Source organism: Bacillus bingmayongensis (assembly GCF_000299035.1).
GTDB lineage: Bacteria > Bacillota > Bacilli > Bacillales > Bacillaceae_G > Bacillus_A > Bacillus_A bingmayongensis.
Genome location: NZ_JH921518.1, coordinates 557,995 through 579,396, shown reverse-complemented (window position 1 = coordinate 579,396; position 21,402 = coordinate 557,995). Strand labels below are relative to the sequence as shown.

18 protein-coding genes and 1 pseudogene are annotated in these 21,402 nt (G+C 34.7%); 12 read left to right on the top strand and 7 right to left on the bottom strand.

What is annotated here, in order from left to right; all coding sequences use genetic code 11:
- Window positions 1-10: 10 nt before the first annotated feature.
- Window positions 11-2,029 carry a transglycosylase domain-containing protein gene (locus Y7E_RS0117520; RefSeq protein WP_017152570.1) on the top strand — a complete coding sequence of 673 codons (2,019 nt, stop codon included), beginning with the start codon at window positions 11-13 and terminating at the stop codon, window positions 2,027-2,029.
- A gap of 100 nt (window positions 2,030-2,129) precedes the next feature.
- On the opposite strand, the gene Y7E_RS0117515 is transcribed toward Y7E_RS0117520, so the two are convergent.
- Window positions 2,130-2,564 (bottom strand): hypothetical protein, encoded by a 435-nt coding sequence (locus Y7E_RS0117515; RefSeq protein WP_017152569.1) that lies wholly within the window; start codon window positions 2,562-2,564, stop codon window positions 2,130-2,132.
- Between the two features lie 640 nt (window positions 2,565-3,204).
- Window positions 3,205-4,458: an ATP-binding protein gene (locus Y7E_RS0117510; protein WP_017152568.1), complete on the bottom strand. Its 1,254-nt coding sequence runs from the start codon at window positions 4,456-4,458 to the stop codon at window positions 3,205-3,207.
- 161 nt (window positions 4,459-4,619) lie between these two features.
- Between Y7E_RS0117510 and Y7E_RS0117505 the strand changes: the two genes are divergently transcribed.
- Window positions 4,620-5,465, top strand: a complete 846-nt coding sequence (locus Y7E_RS0117505) for a DUF72 domain-containing protein (RefSeq protein WP_017152567.1) — start codon at window positions 4,620-4,622, stop codon at window positions 5,463-5,465.
- Window positions 5,466-5,798: 333 nt separating this feature from the next.
- Here the strand turns inward: Y7E_RS0117505 and Y7E_RS0117495 are convergent, their stop codons facing one another.
- The 4 genes from Y7E_RS0117495 to deoD form a co-directional block, all read right to left on the bottom strand.
- Complete coding sequence (locus Y7E_RS0117495) at window positions 5,799-5,993, bottom strand: DUF3924 family protein (RefSeq protein WP_017152565.1); 195 nt, start codon at window positions 5,991-5,993, stop codon at window positions 5,799-5,801.
- 131 nt (window positions 5,994-6,124) lie between these two features.
- Window positions 6,125-6,655, bottom strand: a complete 531-nt coding sequence (locus Y7E_RS0117490; protein WP_017152564.1) for a tyrosine-type recombinase/integrase — start codon at window positions 6,653-6,655, stop codon at window positions 6,125-6,127.
- A 107-nt stretch (window positions 6,656-6,762) separates the two neighbouring features.
- Window positions 6,763-8,577, bottom strand: coding sequence for a sensor histidine kinase (locus tag Y7E_RS0117485; protein WP_017152563.1), 1,815 nt, complete (start codon window positions 8,575-8,577; stop codon window positions 6,763-6,765).
- Between the two features lie 188 nt (window positions 8,578-8,765).
- Window positions 8,766-9,473 (bottom strand): purine-nucleoside phosphorylase, encoded by a 708-nt coding sequence (deoD, locus tag Y7E_RS0117480; protein WP_017152562.1) that lies wholly within the window; start codon window positions 9,471-9,473, stop codon window positions 8,766-8,768.
- A gap of 328 nt (window positions 9,474-9,801) precedes the next feature.
- Between deoD and Y7E_RS0117475 the strand changes: the two genes are divergently transcribed.
- The gene (locus Y7E_RS0117475; RefSeq protein WP_017152561.1) at window positions 9,802-10,569 is read left to right on the top strand and encodes a hypothetical protein; all 768 of its coding nucleotides are present in this window, start codon (window positions 9,802-9,804) and stop codon (window positions 10,567-10,569) included.
- Between the two features lie 5 nt (window positions 10,570-10,574).
- Here the strand turns inward: Y7E_RS0117475 and mprF are convergent, their stop codons facing one another.
- Entirely contained in the window at window positions 10,575-13,151 is a 2,577-nt protein-coding gene (gene mprF / locus Y7E_RS0117470; RefSeq protein ID WP_017152560.1) for a bifunctional lysylphosphatidylglycerol flippase/synthetase MprF, read from the bottom strand.
- 214 nt (window positions 13,152-13,365) lie between these two features.
- Between mprF and Y7E_RS30045 the strand changes: the two are divergent.
- From Y7E_RS30045 to Y7E_RS0117425, 9 genes and pseudogenes are all read left to right on the top strand, one after another.
- Window positions 13,366-13,754, top strand: a pseudogene (locus Y7E_RS30045) (hypothetical protein).
- Between the two features lie 23 nt (window positions 13,755-13,777).
- Entirely contained in the window at window positions 13,778-14,269 is a 492-nt protein-coding gene (locus Y7E_RS0117460; protein ID WP_017152559.1) for a DUF3907 family protein, read from the top strand.
- A gap of 364 nt (window positions 14,270-14,633) precedes the next feature.
- Window positions 14,634-15,548 carry a superoxide dismutase gene (locus Y7E_RS0117455; protein WP_017152558.1) on the top strand — a complete coding sequence of 305 codons (915 nt, stop codon included), beginning with the start codon at window positions 14,634-14,636 and terminating at the stop codon, window positions 15,546-15,548.
- A 109-nt stretch (window positions 15,549-15,657) separates the two neighbouring features.
- A complete protein-coding gene (locus tag Y7E_RS0117450; protein ID WP_017152557.1) occupies window positions 15,658-16,779 on the top strand; it encodes a D-alanyl-D-alanine carboxypeptidase family protein in 1,122 nt (373 codons plus the stop codon).
- Window positions 16,772-17,368, top strand: coding sequence for a spore maturation protein SpmA (spmA, locus tag Y7E_RS0117445; protein ID WP_000247813.1), 597 nt, complete (start codon window positions 16,772-16,774; stop codon window positions 17,366-17,368). The genes Y7E_RS0117450 and spmA overlap by 8 nt, the downstream gene beginning before the upstream one ends.
- Window positions 17,365-17,895 (top strand): spore maturation protein SpmB, encoded by a 531-nt coding sequence (gene spmB / locus Y7E_RS0117440; RefSeq protein WP_017152556.1) that lies wholly within the window; start codon window positions 17,365-17,367, stop codon window positions 17,893-17,895. Before spmA ends, spmB begins: the two co-directional genes overlap by 4 nt.
- A gap of 288 nt (window positions 17,896-18,183) precedes the next feature.
- On the top strand, window positions 18,184-18,912 hold the full coding sequence (gene rluB / locus Y7E_RS0117435) for a 23S rRNA pseudouridine(2605) synthase RluB (RefSeq protein WP_017152555.1): 729 nt from the start codon (window positions 18,184-18,186) through the stop codon (window positions 18,910-18,912).
- A gap of 185 nt (window positions 18,913-19,097) precedes the next feature.
- On the top strand, window positions 19,098-19,619 hold the full coding sequence (gene resA / locus Y7E_RS0117430) for a thiol-disulfide oxidoreductase ResA (protein WP_017152554.1): 522 nt from the start codon (window positions 19,098-19,100) through the stop codon (window positions 19,617-19,619).
- 150 nt (window positions 19,620-19,769) lie between these two features.
- The gene (locus Y7E_RS0117425) at window positions 19,770-21,395 is read left to right on the top strand and encodes a cytochrome c biogenesis ResB family protein (protein ID WP_026049255.1); all 1,626 of its coding nucleotides are present in this window, start codon (window positions 19,770-19,772) and stop codon (window positions 21,393-21,395) included.
- The last annotated feature ends 7 nt before the right edge of the window (window positions 21,396-21,402 follow it).

The following is a 21,402-nucleotide window of genomic DNA, read 5'->3' as shown; positions in this document are numbered from 1 at the left end:
AAGTGAATAAATGAAATTGAACAACACTCATTTCAAGAAAATGCTTGAGTGGTTCAACAAGAGGAAAAAACTGCGCAATATATTATTAATTTTTGGCGTTTTTTTCGTTACCCTATTTATTGCGGTAAATATAATGATCTCCATTCAAGACATATCTGCATTAAAACAGGCTGTTCCGCAGCCAACACTTATTTATGATGCAAATAAAGAAGTGGCAGCAAAGCTATCTTCTTCCAAGACGGAAGGGATTAAAAGAAAAGATATCCCTGATATTATGATTCAAGCGATTGTAGCAGTAGAGGATAAGAAATTTTATAGTCACCGTGGTATTTACTATAGTGGGATTATGAGTGCAATAATAAAGAATATTACTGCTGGGGAAGTGGTGGCTGGAGGTAGCACGATTACACAACAGCTTGCCAAAAATGTGTTTTTAACGCAAGAACGTACATTCTCGCGCAAATTTAAAGAGTATTTTCTTACAAAAAAAATAGAACGTACGTATACAAAAGATGAAATTATTGAAATGTATATGAATCAAATTTATTTTGGTGAAGGAGCTTGGGGTGTAAAAAAAGCGGCTAAATCATATTTCGATAAAGAAGTAAAGGATTTAACAATAGCAGAAGCGGCGACAATAGCAGGATTAATTAAGGCACCATCAACCTATTCACCATATAAAAATTTTAATAAGTCAATTGAAAGACGTAATGTTGTTTTAGCTTTAATGAAAGAGCAAGGTTATATTACAGAAAATCAATACAAGAAGGAGCAAGAAACAGGCCTTGTATTACGCCGAGGTGTTGATGATAAATATAAAGGGGAATATTCACAGTATGTAGATTATATTGTCCGAGAGGCAATGGAGAAATATGAATTGACCCAAAATGAAATTTTAGCTGGTGGATATCGTATTTATACAGAACTGGATCCAAAAAAGCAACAAGCAGTAGAAGATGTTGTGAATAACGATAAGTATTTCCAAGGAAGTAATGCTGATCAGCTTATGCAAACAGGAATTGTTTTGATGGACCCGAAAACTGGTGGTGTACCCGCACTAGTCGGCGGGAGAGGGACGTATCAATTTCTACAATTTAATCATGCAACGCAATTAAAAAGACAACCTGGTTCAACATTAAAACCTCTTGCAGTATATGTACCAGCACTAGAGCAAGGCTATGAAGTGTATGATATTTTAAAAGATGAGCCACTTCATATAAAGGATTATACGCCTCAAAATAGTGATCATACTTTTCATGGGGATGTTACCATGTATGAAGCGGTTGCAAGGTCTTATAACGTCTCAGCTGTTTGGCTGTTAGAACAAATTGGATTAGAAAAAGGTTTGAAGTCATTAGAGCGTTTCGGTATTCCCTTGCAGGAAGAAGACCGTACGCTCCCTATTGCTTTAGGGGGAATGCATAATGGAACTTCTCCATTTGTAATGGCTCAGGCTTATGCAACACTTGCAAATGATGGAGTACAAATTGAAGGGCATGCAATTCGTGAAATACAGAATGCTGAAGGAGAAATAGTAGGGAAATGGTATAAAAAAGAAACCCGTGTAACAAGTGAAAAGGTTGCTCAAAAAATGACGTATTTATTAAAAGGCGTTGTTGAAAAAGGAACAGGCGAAAAAGCAAAGGTGAAAAATATTGATACTGCTGGGAAAACAGGAACCACGCAGCTTGTAGATGGTCCAAGCAGCGGAGCAAAAGACTCATGGTTTGTTGGTTATACTCCGGATCTTGTTGGCGCAATTTGGGTAGGATATGATAAAACAGATAGCGAGCATTACGTTCCAGGTGGTAGTCAAATTACAACGACAATGTTTCGAGATATTATGAAAAAAGCTACCGGAAATCCTACTCAAAAAGCATTTCATTTGTCACTTATCTCAGAGGCTGACTATTCAAAACAATTAAAGACTATTGCAGAAGAAAAAAGAAGAAAAGAGGAAGAAAAACAGAGAAGAGAACAACAGAAAGAGTGGGTTGATAAAGTAAAAGAGTGGATTCCATTTTTGTAAAAATCAAAAGAGGCGAATGATTATAAGGCCACTGAAAAACGTAAGTTTTTCAGTGGCCTCGATTTTTTATAAAGTGAAACTTTTTTCAGTAGGTGTAGTACTATTCATTGAGACGAACGATTGCGTTGGAATGAGATTGTGAATTATAAATAATGGAAATTGTTCCTTTGCTGAGTGGCTCATAAGGTAGGTCTTCTTCGTATTTTCCAGTATTTTTGTTGTGAATCGATAATATGATTTCATCGATTTTCTGGTTTTTATACTGTTCTTTAATTTTTTTTGCAATCCGATCCAGATCATGATGGGAAGAAGCTTCTGTAATAATCATTCCTTTGATAACTCTTTTTTCTTTAGATGACAAAGATGATTGGGGTACTGTATTTGGTTTTGCATATAATAGCTCATATGGAGCTATATCACTATTTTCTGCTGCTTTTGATGTAGTAGTGTATTCTAAAGTCAAAAAGAGTCCTGAACATAAAATTATGCATGACATAAGGGCGATCCAAAAGCGTATTGATAATAAGACTTTCATTTTCATCCCTCTTTCATATCATTGTCTTCATTATCTATCATACAAAATAAGCGTTAAGCTAGAGTAAATTTGAAGTAAAGAAACGTAAAGAAGGAAATTAAGTATTTCACATATAGACAGATTGAAAAACCGAGATAAAACCTTTCCTTTTAGGTGGGAGAGAGTATCCGTCCATGCATAGAAGCGGTCAGTTCCTTTTTTAGCCCCATGCCGTGTGAAACCAAAAGGAGAAAACGAGTGGAAATCTCTTTTTATTTTCATAGCCGTGACTTATATGTCGGAAAATCAAAATGAATATATATAGAATGGATAGTCGCTAGTTATTTCTTACTGTGTATACTGAGTTTGGAATAGAGGAAGAGACATTGTGTAAGCGTGCGCTTACAGCTAGAGTGGTTATATTGATATATTGAAAGAAGTGAAACAGTTGAAGAGACATCGAACCTAATGAAGTTTTATGGTATTTCTCATGAAAGAGGAAAAGGAATTGTAATACATAGTGGCGAGGGGACCGATTGGTGAAGAGCTTAGGAAGTGTGCTGAAAGTTAATGAATTGTATATTTTAAATATATTAACTTAATTATATCAGTGGGGCTTCATCCCCACTGATGGAAGTTTCCCTTTACTTTTAGGAAAATACTATAAGCCCGCCCTTTTTTGTGTTAATGGAATTGAGATGATAAATGTTGTACCATTTTCATTACTAGAAACTTTTAAAGTTCCATTGTGATTTTGAATGATTTTTCTTGTTACGGATAATCCGAGTCCAGTTCCTGCATCTTTTGTAGAGAAGAATGGATCAAATATATATTCTTGAATCGCTGGAGGAATACCGGTTCCATTATCTTGAAAAGTAATGCGAGCAAAATTATCTAAGCGATGACTAGTGATTTGGATAGATAAAGGTTTATCACTTTTTGCATCAACAGCATTTTGAAATAAGTTTAGGAAAACTTGAATGAGCTCATGTCGATCAATATTCACTAGTATGTCTTCTAATTCGGGAGATAATTTATATTCAATAGAAATGTTATGCAAAAATACTTCACTAGCTAGAAGCTGTTGGATATATTCACGTAAAAAAGTATTGATGGGAAACGGTTCTCTTTTAAATTTGTGTGCTTTTGAAATAGATAAAAATTTAGTGATAATACTATTTGCACGATCTAGTTCAGGAATGAGTAGATTTTGAAAAAGTTCTTTATTAGAAGGTGAAACACTTTCTTGTAAAAATTGTAAATAACCACGTACTGTTGTAAGTGGATTACGAACTTCATGTGCAATTCCAGCTGCAATTCGACCAGCTAATGCGAGTTTTTCAGCATCACGCTCGGTATTTAGATAATGAAAAACACTGATAACACGGAAAATTTCTCCGTTGTAATCGCGAATGATACGATTATTGCAAATCCCATAGTTCTGATCTAGAACTTCTTCATTATAGATTTCTTTTCCACTCCGTAATGTTTCTAAAGCTTTAATTTTTTCTTCAGGTAAGTTTAATAACTTTTGAATTGGTTTGCCAATGATATCGCTCCGTGATATTCCGAAATCATCTGCTGCAGATTGGTTGCATAATGTAATAATACCTCTATTGTCAATGAAAGTGACATGATGTGAAAATGCATCAAAAATATGAACAAAGTGCTTTTCAAGTTGCTCAAATAGAAATAAGGAATCGCAAGTTAGTACAAAATTTGGTTCTATATCTTTTTGTGGTATGCGATTAATGGAATGAGAAGTCCCTTTTTTATGTAACTGTAAACCTAGTTGTGAGTTTTCATATGTAAAATGATGTGGTAATTGATTGACCAACTGCTCATAAAACTGTACTTTTTTTTCTAATTTTTTTATTTGCTTTTCATGAGATAAAGTAGTATCCTCTTGAATCATAAATAAATAACTCCTCAATTTAAAAATTCTTCCATCTAGTATATCATATTTTATAAAGATGCTCTTGAAGAAAGTTGAAACTTTGTTAAGTAGGCTGAAGTATTTGTTTTCGCTAATTAGGTATGTACTGATTGACAGAAACGAGATAAGGAGGAATAAAGTTGATTTCAATTGGTTTAACAGGTTGGGGAGATCACGATTCTTTATATACAGATTCCTATGAAAATAGAAATAAATTGCGAACATATAGTGAATATTTTCCTATTGTTGAAGTCGATAGTTCGTTTTATGCCATGCAACCAGTTCGAAATTATATGAAATGGGCCACGGAAACACCAAAAGATTTTTCGTTTGTTGTTAAAGCGTATCAAGGGATGACGGGACATATGCAAGGAGAGATTCCATTTTCAAATATTGATGAGATGTTTGAAACATTTAAACAATCGATTGTTCCGCTTCAAGAAGCACATAAATTAAAGACGATATTATTCCAATACCCACCTTGGTTTGATTGTCAGAAGAAAAATGTAGATTTACTTCGTTATACAAAAGAAAAAATGGAAGAATTGCCGTGTGCCATAGAATTCCGAAATCAAACGTGGTTTAATCCCAATATGCATGATAAAACATTACAATTTTTAGAACAGGAAAAATGGATTCATACGATTTGTGATGAACCACAAGCTGGAATTGGTTCTGTTCCACTTGTATTAGAAGCAACACATTCTGAAATGGCACTGATACGCTTTCATGGTCGCAATATTCATGGATGGCTTGATAAAGGAGAAAATTGGCGAGCAGTTCGCTGCTTATATCGCTACAATAAAAAAGAGCTTGAAGAATGGGTGGAACGATTAGAGAAATTACAGAAGAAGACAAAGAACATATATGTATTATTTAACAATAATTCAGGCGGAGATGCTGCGGATAATGCAAAGCAACTCATGGAAATGATGAATATTACATATGGAGAACCAAAGCCGGAACAGCTCAATTTATTTGAATAAATATAAATTGAAACTTTAATCAGTGGAGGATTACTGTTCACGAATAGCGGGATAAAAAGAAAAACACTGTACAAACAGGGGGAATGTACAGTGTTTTTCTATATGAAAAAGAGGGGTAACAATGTTACTGAGCGTTTGGTTGATTCATCAATTGTTGGCTTCATAATAAATGATAATGGTTATCATTATCATTGTCAATGGTTTTTCAGAAATAAAATAAAAAAGTATTTAATTCTGCAGATGTAAATGAAAATAAGAATCTAGATAAGAAGTGAGAGTAATATATAATGGATTATGAATGCAGAAAGAGAAGAAATTGAAAAAGAACAGCTACTAGAGCTGTTCTTTTTCAGTTACATATTGTTGTAAATCAAATGGAGTTATTTCTTGAATAAACTCTCTTGAGATAAGAGATTGAACGAGTGTACTTTCTGAAATGGTAGCACCTGTTTTCTTTTGATAGGCTTGTTTTAACAATCCAAGCTTTTCTACCGTTTCTTTTGGTAATTCAATTGTTAATGTGTTCATAATTTCTCCCCCTTATTACTAGAGTACCACTACAAAATAGGAGAAACAAGGAAAGAGAAAATGAAACATAAAAAAGGTTACCAACTTTAAACTTGGTAACCTTTTTTATGTATAAGAACCATACTTGTTTTTTATGCAATACCGATATATTTTAAAGTTTTTGATGGGGTACTATGATCAAAGAAGTGTTGTAAAAATGCAATATCAACACCAGATTTGTATGCACAATATCCCCAAGTTTTTCGAAGTGTATGTGAGCTAATCCCTTCTAAACCAACTTCTTTTGCAGCTTTGTTTAAAATATACCATGCATGCTGTCTTGTAATGGATTTTGTTCCTTTTTGTGACTTTAACAATGGTTCACTTCGTTTCCACGTTTTACGTTCTCTCATGTAATCTTCGATTGCATGCTGTAAGTCTTCGTTTACAGCAAACCATTTATGTTTTTTTACTTTTTCATTGTAAAATAAAATGGAGTGACGAACATTCTCATTTTCATCGATGACATCACCGACTTTTAATTGTAAAATCTCACTTACTTTTAGGCCAGAATTTACAGCTAATACGAATAATAAGCCATCACGTTTCGAAGATTGTAAAAGTATATTTTTGATTTTTTCTAATTGTTTTTCGTTTTGAATAGGTTGTCCTGCTTGTTTCATTTCACGCACTCTCCTCTGTTATATGTGTAAAGGAAAGGATTAACTTGTTTACTACTATAAAGGGAGAGTGTGAATTTCATGTGAACTCCTCGTGAAATTAAGACAAATTATTTGACTTCTTTTACTTTTTGTAAATCAAAATAAAAAACGACACTATCATTGGTATTATACACACCATATTCGGCGTGATGAAGCTCTAAAATGTTTTTGACAATCGATAGACCAAGTCCGGTACCCCCAGTATGACGGCTACGGGAGGCATCTAGACGGTAGAAGCGATCCCATATTTTTTGTAAACTTTCATCTGGGATTGGATTACCAGTGTTCTCAATTTCTACTTTTACTTTGTCTTCATGTTCTATAACACGAATACGAATTTCTTTCCCGTCAGGTGTATAGCGAATTGCGTTGCTGAGTAAATTCACAACAACTTGTTCAATGCGGTTGCGATTTGCTTTGACATATATAGAAGGATTTGCATCGATTTCTACTTGTAATTGTTTTTCTTCCATACTAAATAAAAGCTTTGTATATACTTGTTGAACAAGCTCACCAAGTGAAAAAGGGTCCATCTCTAATTTATACGTGCCAGATTCTAGTTTCGCCAGTTCTAGCATTTCGACGATGAGTCGATTCATGTTTTCAGTTTCCTCTAAAATAACATCTGTATAGTATGTGTTATCTTTGCTGACGCCATCTTTAATACCTTCTGCAAAGCTTCTAATAACACTTAGTGGTGTTTTTAATTCATGGGATACACCAGAAATAAATTCTTTTCGAGTCTTTTCTAATTGGCGTTCACGTTCAATATCTTGTTGTAATTTTGTATTTGCAACGTTTAATCGATCTATTCGATCTTTTAAGTTTACAGATAATGTATTGATACTGCTAGATAAACCGCCAATTTCATCATCTGCTGAAACTGGTAACTTTTCAGTGAAATCAAAATTAGCCATTTTTTTTGTAACTCGATTCATTTTAATAAGCGGTTTAACAATAATTTTTGAATAATAAAAGGATAATAAAATAATAACAAGAAATACGATAATTAAAGCATAGACGTAATAATCTTTTAAAACGAGCATTGCTTCATTAACAGGCTGTAAGGAGGTCATCGCAAAAGCAAATTCTTTAACTTTACGGTTTTCGATGACTGGCTTTACAAAAATTTGGCTTTTTCCATTTTCCTCTTCTCCGATTGTAAATGTTGTTAATTCATTTGAATTTGTTTTACCTAGCATTACGGATAGTTCCCAGTGCTGAATGCCTTGTAATGTTTCTAAATTATTTGCGAGACGAAGGTCGTTTTTGGAAGGAAGGTGTATTTTTGATACAACCCCCTTAAATGTATGGATGCCAAGTCTTGTATCTTTTACATATTTGTTTTTCTTAGCGCTTGCCCAATCAATATCGAATAATTTAAAGTCAGAGATGATGTTATCATTTTGCCATGAATTATAACGTGTCGTAATGGTAACAGGTATAATTACGTCTTTTTTTAAAATTCCATCTATAAGAATGATATCATTATTTTTTAACTGTAAATTCATAAATTTAGTATATTCATCGTTCGTTAAAATATTGTTCAGTGGAATGGAATACGATTTATTGGATTCATCTACAATTTCAATATAGTAATTATTTTCATCTTTTATAATTCCATTTGGATCTAATAAAACGACCTCAGCATTTGTTTTTTCGTGAAATTCTTGTTTGAGTTTTCTTATTTCCTCAAATGTCCCGTTACTCTTTTCATAACTTGATATAAACTTTTCAAAAGCAGTTTGGACGGTTTGAACTTTTTTATTGATATAAAATTTTTCTAAAAACAATGATTGTCCAAGGAAAAAAAGGAGGAAGGTAACAGTAAATAATGTTGATGTTAATAAAAATAGTTTAAAGACAATACTTCTTTTTTTCACTTCTTCACCTCACAAAAGAATACTAGCATAAATATTTTCTTTATTATAACAAACGATAAAAGAAAGTAGAGACTGAAAATCTGTCTCTATCTGGAGGAGTTTTTTATAAAAAGTCATATAAGGTAATTATTTAATTTAGAAAACAATAGAAAAGAACTCGCCAGACGTATGACAAGTCCTTTTATGTATTATTGTTGAATTGCCGCGTCTAAAGCGATTTCAATCATTTCGTTAAATGTAGTTTGACGTTCTTCAGATGTTGTCTCTTCTCCAGTGAAGATGTGATCACTTACTGTTAATACAGATAATGCATTTACACCGTATTTCGCTGCTAATGTGTAAAGAGCAGTTGTTTCCATTTCTACAGCTAAAACACCGTATTCGCCAAGTTTTTTCACCATGTCCATGCTTTCACGATAGAATACATCTGCCGTTAAAACATTACCAACACGAACGTGTAGTCCTTTTGCTGTTCCTGCATCATATGCTTTCTTTAAAAGATCAAAGTTTGCAGCTGGTGCAAAATCAAATCCAGGGAATGTTAAACGGTTCATGTTAGAGTCTGTACAAGCCGTCATTGCAATAATTACGTCACGTACTTTTACATCTTTTTGAATTGCGCCACATGTACCTACGCGAATTAAATTTTTCACTCCATAGCTTTGGATTAATTCGTTGACATAAATAGAAATAGAAGGAACACCCATGCCTGTCCCTTGAACAGAGACGCGTTTTCCTTTATAAGTTCCAGTGAACCCTAACATACCCCGTACATTGTTATAGCAAGTTACATCCTCTAAAAATGTTTCTGCAATATATTTTGCGCGTAGTGGATCGCCAGGTAGTAAGATAGATTCAGCAATTTCACCTTGTTTTGCTTCAATATGAACGCTCATAAAAATCCTCCTTGTTATGTATAGATATAAATCAACATCATTTGCATTATACACTAGGAATCCTACCAAGTGAACTACTCACCACCTAAGTTAATCCAAAGTTAGTTAAAATCTTTTTCTTGTTTGTAGTATATACAGGATATACTGTTTTCAATAGTTTGTTATTTAATTCACTATTTATGGTGAATTTTTCTTTTGGTGAACGTTTTCCTTTATTTTATAGAGGATTCTTATACAAAACATAGAATGGATTCATAACAATATTCCGTTTACAGGGATAGGTGTAATAATTGTCTCATGATTTATAAAAAGTACGGCAGGTGATTGTTTGAAAAATCTTGTCATTGGGCTAATTGCTTTACTACTTATTGTAGCTGGTGGTTTTTACATGCAAAAGTATAAAGGAACGACAGAAACAGCAGGGAACATTCAAGAAGTAAAATGGGATATAAAAAATAGAAAGGGAAATGAAAAAACAGATATTACATTTCAACTGTTTAATAAGAATAACAACGAAATTCGTGGAGTTAATGATCGTATTAGAGCTATTATTGTGGACGAGCAGTTAAAGGGAATTCAGCAAATCACCCCTGCATTTGCTGGAAAGGGTTCTTATAAGCTGTCTTCAAGCGGAACGAAAGATAAAGCTTATACAGTTTTCTTATATGAGGATCATGGTAAAACAGAACGGTCTTTTTCTAAGAAGAATTTTGGGGGAGAGGAAAAAGAGAAGAAGCAAAAGAATTTAATAGAAGACACAGTGCTTACAAAAAAAATTGGCGATTACCAAATGTCGTTATTATTTGGAGCGTTACATCCAAATGAAGCAGCTACACTGACATTTCACCTGCAAATGAAGAAAGGAGAAAGTGTGAAATTTAGCTCGGGCACTGGAGAACAGGGGTCACTTTATATAGTCGATGAAAAACGAGAACATTTTTTATATGCAGTCCCTGTAAATGAAGAAGAGGAACTGCAATATCGTATTACATTCCCAGAAGAAGGGACGTATAAAATATGGGGCACATTTTATATAAACGGAAAAAAGTATGGAAAAGAGTTTATACTCCAAGTTCAGAAACGAAAAAGCAGCTAGTGATGCTAACTGCTTTTTCGTTTTCCTATTAATTTTGTTACGGCAAGCATTGTAATTGGCAAGGAATGATTTTTTCGGAATGCTAAATATTTCCCGCTCCAAGTTGGTTTATATTTTTCTTTAAAATGCCGTAAACCGCTAAAACTATACGTATAACGAACATTATTGAAAATTGCTGCAGCGACGCGCTCAGACCAGAAGGATTGTGTGGATAAACCAACATTAGAGAGCGGAGCCATACCGATATTGAAAGAATGATAATCGTTTTCTTTTGCCCATTGGAATAAATGGATGAAAATCGCATCCATAATCCCACCGGGTGCACCCGGGTAATAGCGCATTAAATCAACAGAAAGTTCACCAGTTTGGTAAACGGGCATAAATGTGGTAAATGCGATGATTTTTCCTTCAGCATCAGATAAAGTTGCAATAGGGGCACGATTTATATAGTTACAATCAAAGTATCCAAGAGAAAAGCTTTTTTCTTTTTTTCCTCCAAGCCAAGCATCTGAAACTTTTTTTAATTCCTCATATAACTCGTCTGAAAATGGTGGTTGATGAATGGAAAATGTATAACCTTCACGCTCAAAACGGTTAAAAGTTGCACGTAATCCAGCACGTTTTTTACCTGATATAGTAAACGTATTTAAATCAACAACAGCCTCTTCACCCAGTTTAAAGAAGTTATAGCCAAAATCATGATATAAGCTCATCCATTTGCTTTCAATTTGATAGAAAACGCAAATATATCCGAATCGATCTGCTTCAGCTAAAAATTCTTGTAGTACTATGCGGAAAGAAGACGGATCTCCAATTGGATCGCCAAGTACCACAAGTCGTTTTCCTGTTGTTGAAAATAAAAGAAGTGCTTTTCCATCACTACTGAAGAAGAATTGTTTATCTCCTAAAAAACCTAAATGACTTAGTACATTTCCACCATATTCATCTAAGAAGTTTTGCAAACGTTTATCGTTTGCTGGTTGCCCAGGAAATACGCTACGGTAGCGATTCGCAATAAGGGAACCGATAAGTAAAAAGGTTGGGACAAAGAAAGCAGCTGCAAGTGCACTGCGTTTTACTTGTGTAATGTTACGAACAACAAAGTCCGGTTTAAAAGCTTCTTTTGCTCCTGCGAATAGGATGCCTAAGTTTTTGTACAAGTATAATGTTAATAGTAAAAATATAAATACTTTGACTACATCAGAGAGTGACACTTCCATTTTCTCACGCACAAATCTTTTGCGAAGCATATATAATACTGCAAGTACAATTAATAAAATAAAAGTCTCTTCAATATCAATTCCTTTTAATGTGTTAAAGATTGCTGCTCCACTTAAAGAAATAATTGTCATATAGTAGGAGCGTTTCGTTCCGTAGTAAATCCCTCTTGATAGAATAAGAAGAAGGATACCAAATGTTAAAGATAAACTAAAAGAAAATTGAATGAGATGTTTTGGAGCTAAAATATGTAACGCGTGAGCACGGTTTATACTTGTCGGTAAAATGGTGGATAAGATAACCATTAAGCCGGCAAAAACAGTTAATGCAGCGGATGCCCATGATCCTAGTTTTCCTAAAAAATCACGTTGCAATGTCCAAATGACACCTGTTGTTTCTAAAGCAGGTGCGATAAATGGCTTATCTTCAATCTTTTTAAGAGCGGCTCCTGTCATTTCAAAAGCTGCAAAAATTAAACCGAGGCAAAATGGTAAAATATAGTATACAAGGCGGTATAGTAACATAGCGGGTAGTAATACGCCTGTATCAATACCGTATTGTCCTAAACCAGTCAAAAAGACAAGATCAAATGAACCAAGGCCACCTGGTACAAGACTAACAACGCCAGCTAAAGCCGCAATGACATAAACCCCTAAAAACTTCCGGAAATCAATCTCAATTCCAAATAACATTAAAATAACATACATGACGATACCGGCAGATAGCCATTCCACTAAAGAAACAATGGAGTATAAAACGGTTGGGTTTTTCTCTTCCTCTTGTCCTTCTACGGTTTTTTGTTTTCGATTTTTCAGTTTAGAAAACCCGATATATATCGGTACAAAAAGAGCGAAGAAGACGAGTACAGGCCATAGCCAAGGCTTTTCATGCAGAATAAAACGTGTATCTAGTATTCCGATAAGACCGAGGAATGAGAGAAGAGCTAATCCATTAATAAAGGCGGTTGTCATCCAAGCGATACTTTTGATAAGTTTACCATTCTCTTTTACGTGGGGCCGATATAACATTGTTCGTACACCCGCTCCAACAAGGCCACCAAAGCCAAGAAATCCATTTAAAGTGTTGGCAGTCCATGAAACACGAAAAATCTTTTGAACAGGTACATCTGCTTTTAAATAGCGGAGCATAACAAAGTCATAAAAGAACATTGTTGAAACAGCAAATGCACCGAGCGTAATAGATAAAAAGACTCCTCCAGTCGGAATGTTTTTAATTGTTTCAATTGCTTCTCGAAATGAAATACCTGACAATTCTTTCCGAGCTTGAAAGAATACAATTGTCAAGACAACAAATGGGAAAATAATTTTTCCAACTTGTAAGAAACGTTTCCACGAAAACGACATAAATACAACTCTCCTTGCATAAGAAAACTGAGACAATATTCTTATTATGACAAACTTCATGAAAAATAAAAAGGTAAATCGCAGGATATAAAAACTATTTTTTATATAAATATGGAAATATCATATTTTGTTAAGAATTAATGAAGGATTAAAGTTTTGTTTATTCAGAAAAATGCGTTAAAATAAAACAAAATAAGGAAGAGAGGGAAAGTGGATGGTTATAATAGGTTACGCAGGCTATGAGCTAGAAAAAGCACAACCTAATACATCAGAAGATTTCTTTAATCGATCTGAAGTAACTTATATTTTGGGTGAACAAAAAAAACATTTTCTGTATTATATGTCCGTTATTTTGAAGAAATTTTACAAGAAATTACTCTGTTTGAAGGAAATCCAGTTTTTAAAATAGAAGAACAAGACATATATTTACGTGATATCGTTGCATTAGCTTGTTTTGTTAAAAATAAAGAACTTCGTGGACAAAAACGTGTATATATTAATGTAATAGAGGATTTTCAAAAATATTTTGATGATAAAACAGTGGTAAAAGTACAAAACATAATGGCTGAGTTACATAAAAATAAAAAAGTAGAAATAGCGTAAAATGGCAAAGGAGAGAAAAGGATATGTCTAATTCAATGGTTGAAAATCAAACCCATCAAGTTTCTGAATTTTTAGAAGGAGTTATTGCTTTAATGACTGATTTTGTAAATTATCATACATTACCTTCTTTATTAGAAGAGTCACCAGGAGGTAATAAATATTATTATGAAGGTTTATTATCATCTTTAAGACGATTACTTGTATTTTGCGAAGAAGGATTGGATGCGTGCCTTGTTTTATTGAGTAGTCAACCATTTCGAAAAACGGCTGCCGAAAAAACATTATATAAAATCTATCATCAAGTAATTGCTGAATTTTTCTCACCAAAAAGTGATCAGTGGTATGAAAATAGTCGCTCGGCATATACAGGGAAAAATTCCATTGCTTTTCAACAAGTACCACCTCGCTCAATTGAAAAAGTAATGCAAGAATTAGAAGGTAAGTTTCAAACAATGCGTGAGGAGCTGGAGTATTACGAAACGGACTATCAAACAAAGATGTTACACAAATATTAATATAAGATTGGAAGAAAACTATTTTTTAGGAGGGAGAGAGGATCCGGTCGTGGATAGAAGCGGTCAGATCTTTTTTGAGCCCCATGCCAAGTGAAACCAAAAGGAGAAAATGAGTGGGGGTCTTCTTTTGATTTCATAGCAGTGACTTGTATGTTGAAAAATCAGAAAGGATATATAATAAGATGAGGATACTACTGTCCTTGCATGTAAGGATGAATAGTTCCAGTATATGTTTTATATAAGTGTTAGAGAATACTCAAAGAAGCTAGAGAAAGACTAGCTTCTTTTGCTTTTTTGTACGGTATATACGATGCGAGTGCTGAATATAGTTAAAGTGGATAGCATCAAGGAGGTGTCGCGTTGTATGAACCAGCAAAGCGTATTTACAGATTACTTTCATGAAGTAGAAAGTTGGTGTGAAAGTGTTCTTCAAGTATTAGATAGTCGTGCAACTGAAGTTTATGACGTCCATATGCTTGCTTATAAAATTCAAATGCTACTAGACCGTATGAAAGAAAATGAGTATGAAACAGATGCTGAATTACTGTATGAGATAAGTGATGATGTGGAACACATTCAGAACCACTTACAAGAAGTATTTATGCAAGAAAATGAACAATATGAATTGTATGAAAGAGCGTATACTGAGCGATCTGTTCCAATTGGGGGCCACACGCTTCCTCCGTTACCCTATCCATACAATGCGCTGGAACCATATATTTCTCGAGAAATTATGATGCTACATCATGATAAACATCATCATAGTTATGTGGAAGGGCTGAATAAAGCAGAAAAAATGATGGAAGAAGCAAGGAAAACAAACAAATTTGATTTAATAAAGCATTGGGAAAGAGAAGCGGCTTTTCATGGTTCAGGCCATTATTTACACACGATATTTTGGAATAACATGAAAAAGGATGGGGGCGGAAGTCCAAGAGGTGCATTATCTCGAGAAATCGAGAAAGATTTTGGAAGTTTTTTACGTTTTCAAAAACATTTCACAGAAGCTGCATCGAAGGTAGAAGGATCTGGCTGGGCGATTCTTGTGTGGGTACCTCGTTCGGGAAGGTTAGAAATTTTACAAAGTACCCTTCATCAATTATTTACACAGTGGGATACGATACCGTTACTTGTGCTTGATGTATGGGAACACGCATATTACTTGCAGTACCAAAATCGAAAAGATGAGTACATTAAAAATTGGTGGAATGTTGTGAATTGGCCCGATGTGGAAAAGCGATTTGAAAGAGCGAAACAACTTGAGTGGACACCGTATTAGACGCATATTTGTGCGTCTTTTTTGCTGGTATAGAAAAGAATATTTCGTTCATATTTTAAGGGGCCAAGCATACACTTGTACAAAAAGTGCCAAAAGGACGTGGGGGAATATGAGACGAAATTGGATTGTAATTGCACTTATTGTAATGTGTGCAAGTATTATACCGACTCATACATATGCACAAATGAATGATGTAAGCGCCCATAATGCCATAATGATGGAAGAACATTCAGGACGTGTGTTATATGGAAAGTTAGAACACGAATCACAAAAGATTGCTAGCATCACAAAAATTATGACCGCCTTACTCGCTGCTGAATCAGGGAGAATGAAAGAAGCTGTACCTATTAGTGATAAGGCTGTTCGAGTAGAGGGTTCGGCAATTTATTTAAAACCTGGAAAAAAAGTACCGCTAGAGGATTTAGTTTATGGTTTAATGCTTCGTTCAGGTAATGATGCAGCACAAGCAATTGCTGAAAATATTGGGGGAAGCATAGAGGGATTTGTTTATTTGATGAACGAAAAGGCAAAACAAATCGGAATGAAAGATACACATTTTTCAAATCCACATGGTTTAGATGGGGACGGTACGCATTATTCGTCTGCATATGATATGGCACTTTTAACACGCTATGCAATGGGAAATGAAACGTTTCGGAAAATTTTCGGAACAAAAACATATCAATCGACAGCATGGGATTATCCATGGAAAAACAAGCATAAACTTGTAACCTCTTATTATGAATTTGCAACAGGAGGAAAGACGGGATTTACAAAAAAAGCTGGGCGTACACTTGTTACAACAGCCTCGAAAGATGGCTTAGATTTAATTGTAGTGACACTGAATGCATCTAATGATTGGGACGACCATATGTATTTATTTGACCAAGGATTTAAACAATATAAGTTAACGAAGATTCTAGGGCAAGGAGCACTCTCTGGACTGCAGGAAAAAAAATATGCAAATCATGTTTATACAAAAAACGACTTCTCTATACCGCTAACGAAAGATGAGAAAAAGCAAGTTATGTTAAAGATTGAACTTGATAGGAGTGCAAAATTAGTAGATGGAGAAAAAGTGGGGAAGACAATTGTTTATATTAATGAAGAAAAAGTAGGGGAACGTAATTTGTTTTATAGCAAGCGAAAGTTAGTTGCTACAACTGGAGTATATTGGAATGATGTGAGAGAAATCTTTTCTCATATGTTAGGTGTTGGAACAAATGGTTAACCTCGTATGGGTGGCGATGGCGGTCATTGGAATTGTATATGCGATGGTGAACGGAACGATGGAGGAAGTGAATAAAGCAGTCTTTGAAGGGTCAAAAGATGCAGTAACAATTTGTATTGGGCTGATTAGTGTTTTAGTCTTTTGGCTCGGTTTAATGAAAATTGCTGAAGAAGCAGGCTTATTAAAGAAATTAGTCTCATTTTTTATGCCAGTTGTAAAAAGGTTGTTTCCAGAAGTACCAAAAGACCATCCTTCGATGGGATTTATTTTATCGAATATGATGGCAAACTTTTTTGGATTAGGAAATGCAGCGACGCCACTTGGGATTAAAGCTATGGAACAGCTTAAGGAACTGAATGGGGGAAAGGATTCGGCAAGTCGTTCTATGGTGACATTTTTGGCTTTGAATACATCTGCAATTACATTGATACCGACTACTGTAATTTCAATTCGGATGACGTATGAATCAGCGAATCCGACTGAAATTGTTGGTGTTACGTTTATTGCACAAGTATTATCGATGATTGGAGCTATTTGGATTGACCGCTATTTTTACCGGAGACGGAGTAGAAAGGGGCGGAAAAAGTGAGTATTGTTAATATGATTTCATTATGGGTAATTCCGTGTGTCATTGGCTTTATATTATTATATGGAACGATAAAAAAGGTGCCAACGTACGAATCATTTGTAGAAGGTGGGAAAGAAGGGATCCAAATTGCTATTTCTATTTTGCCATTTATGGTAGGGATGCTTGTATCCATTTCTATTTTTAGGGCATCGGGTGCGCTAGATGCTATGATTTCTGTCATGAAGCCAGTACTAGATATGATTCATGTTCCAGCAGAGATTGTGCCACTTGCGCTCATACGTCCCATTTCTGGTTCGGCAGGATTAAGTATTACTACAGATTTAATTGCTACATATGGACCGGATTCATTTATCGGTAGGCTTGCTTCCACGATGCAAGGAAGTACAGATACAACGTTTTATATTTTAACAGTGTACTTCGGAGCTGTTGGTATTCGTAAAATGGGAGATGCCTTAAAGGTAGGGTTATTTGCTGATTTGATTGGGATTATTTGTTCTATTGTGTTTGTTTCTTTATTGTTTCAGTAATCGGTATTCATTTTTTGAGTCAATTCGCTTATAATACGTATACGACCGCTATTAAGGGTAGGCTTAATAGTGGTTTTTTTGTGGAGTATTTTTGACAAAATAATGAACTTTTGTTGTGAACAACTATATGAGGGTAAACAATAATAAAGAATTGAAACCAAATTTGGCCTTTATAAGTTTAGAAACATAGCTATGTTGTTTACGATATGTTAGGCTGGCTGCCATATGCTCTGGCGGTTGCCAACTCCTTCTAATGAAGGTAAGATAAATTTGAGGTGAATAAAGGAAATGGAACGATTACAAAAAGTGATTGCACAAGCTGGAATTGCATCAAGAAGAAAAGCTGAAGAACTTATTCAGCAAGGTAAAGTGAAAGTTAACGGTAAAGTAGTGACTGAGTTAGGGACGAAGGTAACTCCTCAAGATAAAGTAGAAGTAAATAATATCCCTCTTGAAAAAGAAGAACCTGTTTATTTCTTGCTATATAAACCAACTGGCGTCATTTCCAGTGTGTCAGATGACAAAGGAAGAAAAGTTGTTACAGACTTTTTCCCTGAAATCACACAGCGTCTATTCCCAATTGGACGTTTAGACTATGATACGTCTGGTGTATTACTTATGACAAACGATGGTGATTTTGCAAATATATTAATGCATCCAAAATATAAAGTTGAGAAAACGTATGTTGCAAAAGTAAAAGGACCATTAACAGGGGAGAAAATTCGCATGTTAGAAAAAGGTGTTGTATTAGAAGATGGAAAGACAGCGCCAGCACGTGTGAAAATTATTTCTTGGGATAAACGCAAAGAGATGGCAATTGTACAATTAACGATTCATGAAGGACGTAACCGTCAAGTTCGTCGCATGTTTGAAGCACTTGGCTGTAAAGTAATGAAATTAAAACGTGAACGTTATGCGTTCTTAGAAGCAGGAAGCTTACGCCCTGGTGATGCGAGAGAGTTATCGCCTCATGAAGTAAAACAACTACGTGCGCTTGCTTCTACAAAACCGCGATAAGTGGTAAAGTGAAACTTCCATCCGTGGGGAGTGTTATCTCCGCACGGATGGTTAGTTAAACCAACCTTTTTGCGAGTAGTTAGGGAGACATATATACGAAAAGGAACGAATGCTTGAAGTAAGGGACAAGTTAGTAGTTGCAGAAATTGTTTACATATAAATTCATCAAAGAGAGGGGAGCAAGTATGAAGAAGAATCGCTTACTATTTCGCATTCTTATTTTGCTTATTTTAAGCGTGGCAGTAGGGTTTACACTTTATCAAGGTTTTTTTGTTGATAAGGAAAAAATGCAAATCGGGAAAAAAGCACCTAACTTTGTTGTTACAGATTTAGAAGGAAAGAAAATCGAGTTAAAGGATCTGAAAGGAAAAGGTGTATTTTTAAACTTTTGGGGAACGTGGTGCAAACCGTGTGAAAAAGAGATGCCTTACATGAATGAATTATATCCTAAATATAAAGAAAAAGGTGTTGAAATCATCGCGTTAGATGCAGATGAAACGAATATTGCGGTGAAAAATTTTGTGAATCAATACGGATTAAAGTTCCCAGTTGCAATTGATAAAGGGCAAGAAATAATCGGTACATATGGCGTTGGACCACTGCCAACAACATTTTTGATTGATAAAGAAGGAAATGTAATCGAGAAAATTACGGGTACACAAACGAAGGAGCAAATGGAGGAATATTTAAAGAAAATTACTCCTTAATAAAGAAAGCCTTTACATAACGTAATAGTAAAAGTGTTTGTTAGATGGAGGTGCTTTGCTTCGTCTTAGTACCTCTCTTGAAAATTCTGAGTATTGCGGTAACTTGTGCTTGGAAGATACAATGATATATAGAAACAAGAGGCGGTGAGAATATTGGAACAGATAAAGTGTGAATGTGGACATGTAAATCCAATAGGCACAATTTTTTGTGAAGCTTGCGGGAAACCTTTTGAAAATAAGGAAGGTACGAGATTATTAGATATGCGATATGAGGGGAGTGCCCGGCGCTCTCTAACTCATACGAAAACAATCGTAGATAAGGTTTGGAGTTTTTTTTCTTCTGTAAAGGTAGGGGTATGGCTCATTGTCATTACTCTATTAGCATCAGCAGTTGGAACCATATTTCCGCAAGAAATGTACATACCTCCAGGTGTTACACCAAGTGAATATTATGAACAGGAATATGGTTTTCTTGGACAACTATATTACCAATTAGGTTTTAATAATTTATATAGCTCATGGTGGTATATGATTTTAATTGCGTCGATTGGTGTATCGCTTGTGATATGTAGTTTAGATCGTGTAATACCACTTTATAAAGCTTTAAAAAAGCAGGGGGTAAAAAGACACCCAAGTTTTTTAAAGAGACAACGGTTGTATGGGACAGGCTCTCCGAAAGAGGGGGATCTAGAGCAGATTCAAGCCAATTTAAAGAAAAAAAATTACAATGTAAGAGTAGAGGGCGAAAATATTTTAGCAGAAAAAGGTAGATTCTCTCGCTGGGGTCCATATGTGAATCATATTGGTCTTATTATTTTTCTATTTGGAGCAATGCTACGGTTTCTTCCAAGCATGTATGTGGATGAAACACTATGGATACGTGATGGAGAAGTGAAAGAAATACCAGGAACAGATGGAAAATATTATTTGAAGAATGAAAAGTTTATAAAAGAAGTTTATGACAAAAGTAAAGATGATAAAGTATTTAATGATGCAATTGATCGTGTGGGCGATAAAATGATTGCCAAAAACTATCAAACGAACGCCGTATTATACAAAACTATAGGAGAAAATGTTGCGGGACAAAAACCAAAGTTAGAGAAGGTAAAGGAAAGTGAAATTAGAGTAAATGAACCGCTTAAATTTGATCAGTTTGCTCTATATCAACTAGATTTTAAAGAAAATGAATTTAAGAGTATGTCTTTTTCTTTACAGAAAAAAGACAATCAGCAAAAATGGAAACCTATTAAAGTCAACTTAGAAAATCCAAAAGAAACATATGATTTAGGAGACGGATACTCTATAAAATTATTAAGTTATTTTCCTGATTTTTATTTTGATGAGAATAGCCAGCCGAATACAAAAACAAAACTTCCAAACAACCCAGCTTTTGTTTTTAAAATGTTTACACCAGAGGCGCCAGAAGGGGAAGTGAGTTTTGTAGGTATACAACAAAACATAGAACCAGAAGGAAACAATCAATATAAAATGACCTTTGCAGGAGTAGAAATGCGCAATGCAACAGGGCTTGTCGTAAGAAAAGATTTGACACTGTGGATTCTTGGAATTGGAGGATTTATCTTCATGGTTGGTGTGATTCAAGGGATGTATTGGAATCATCGCCGTATCTGGATACAACGTGTTAAAGATGAATGGTGGATTGCTGGCCATACAAATAAAAACTGGTTTGGCTTGCGGAAAGATATTGAAAAAGTACTTGAAGGAACAACAATTCCACAACCATATGACAAAGTAAATGATCAAAAAATTAGTTAAGGTGGGG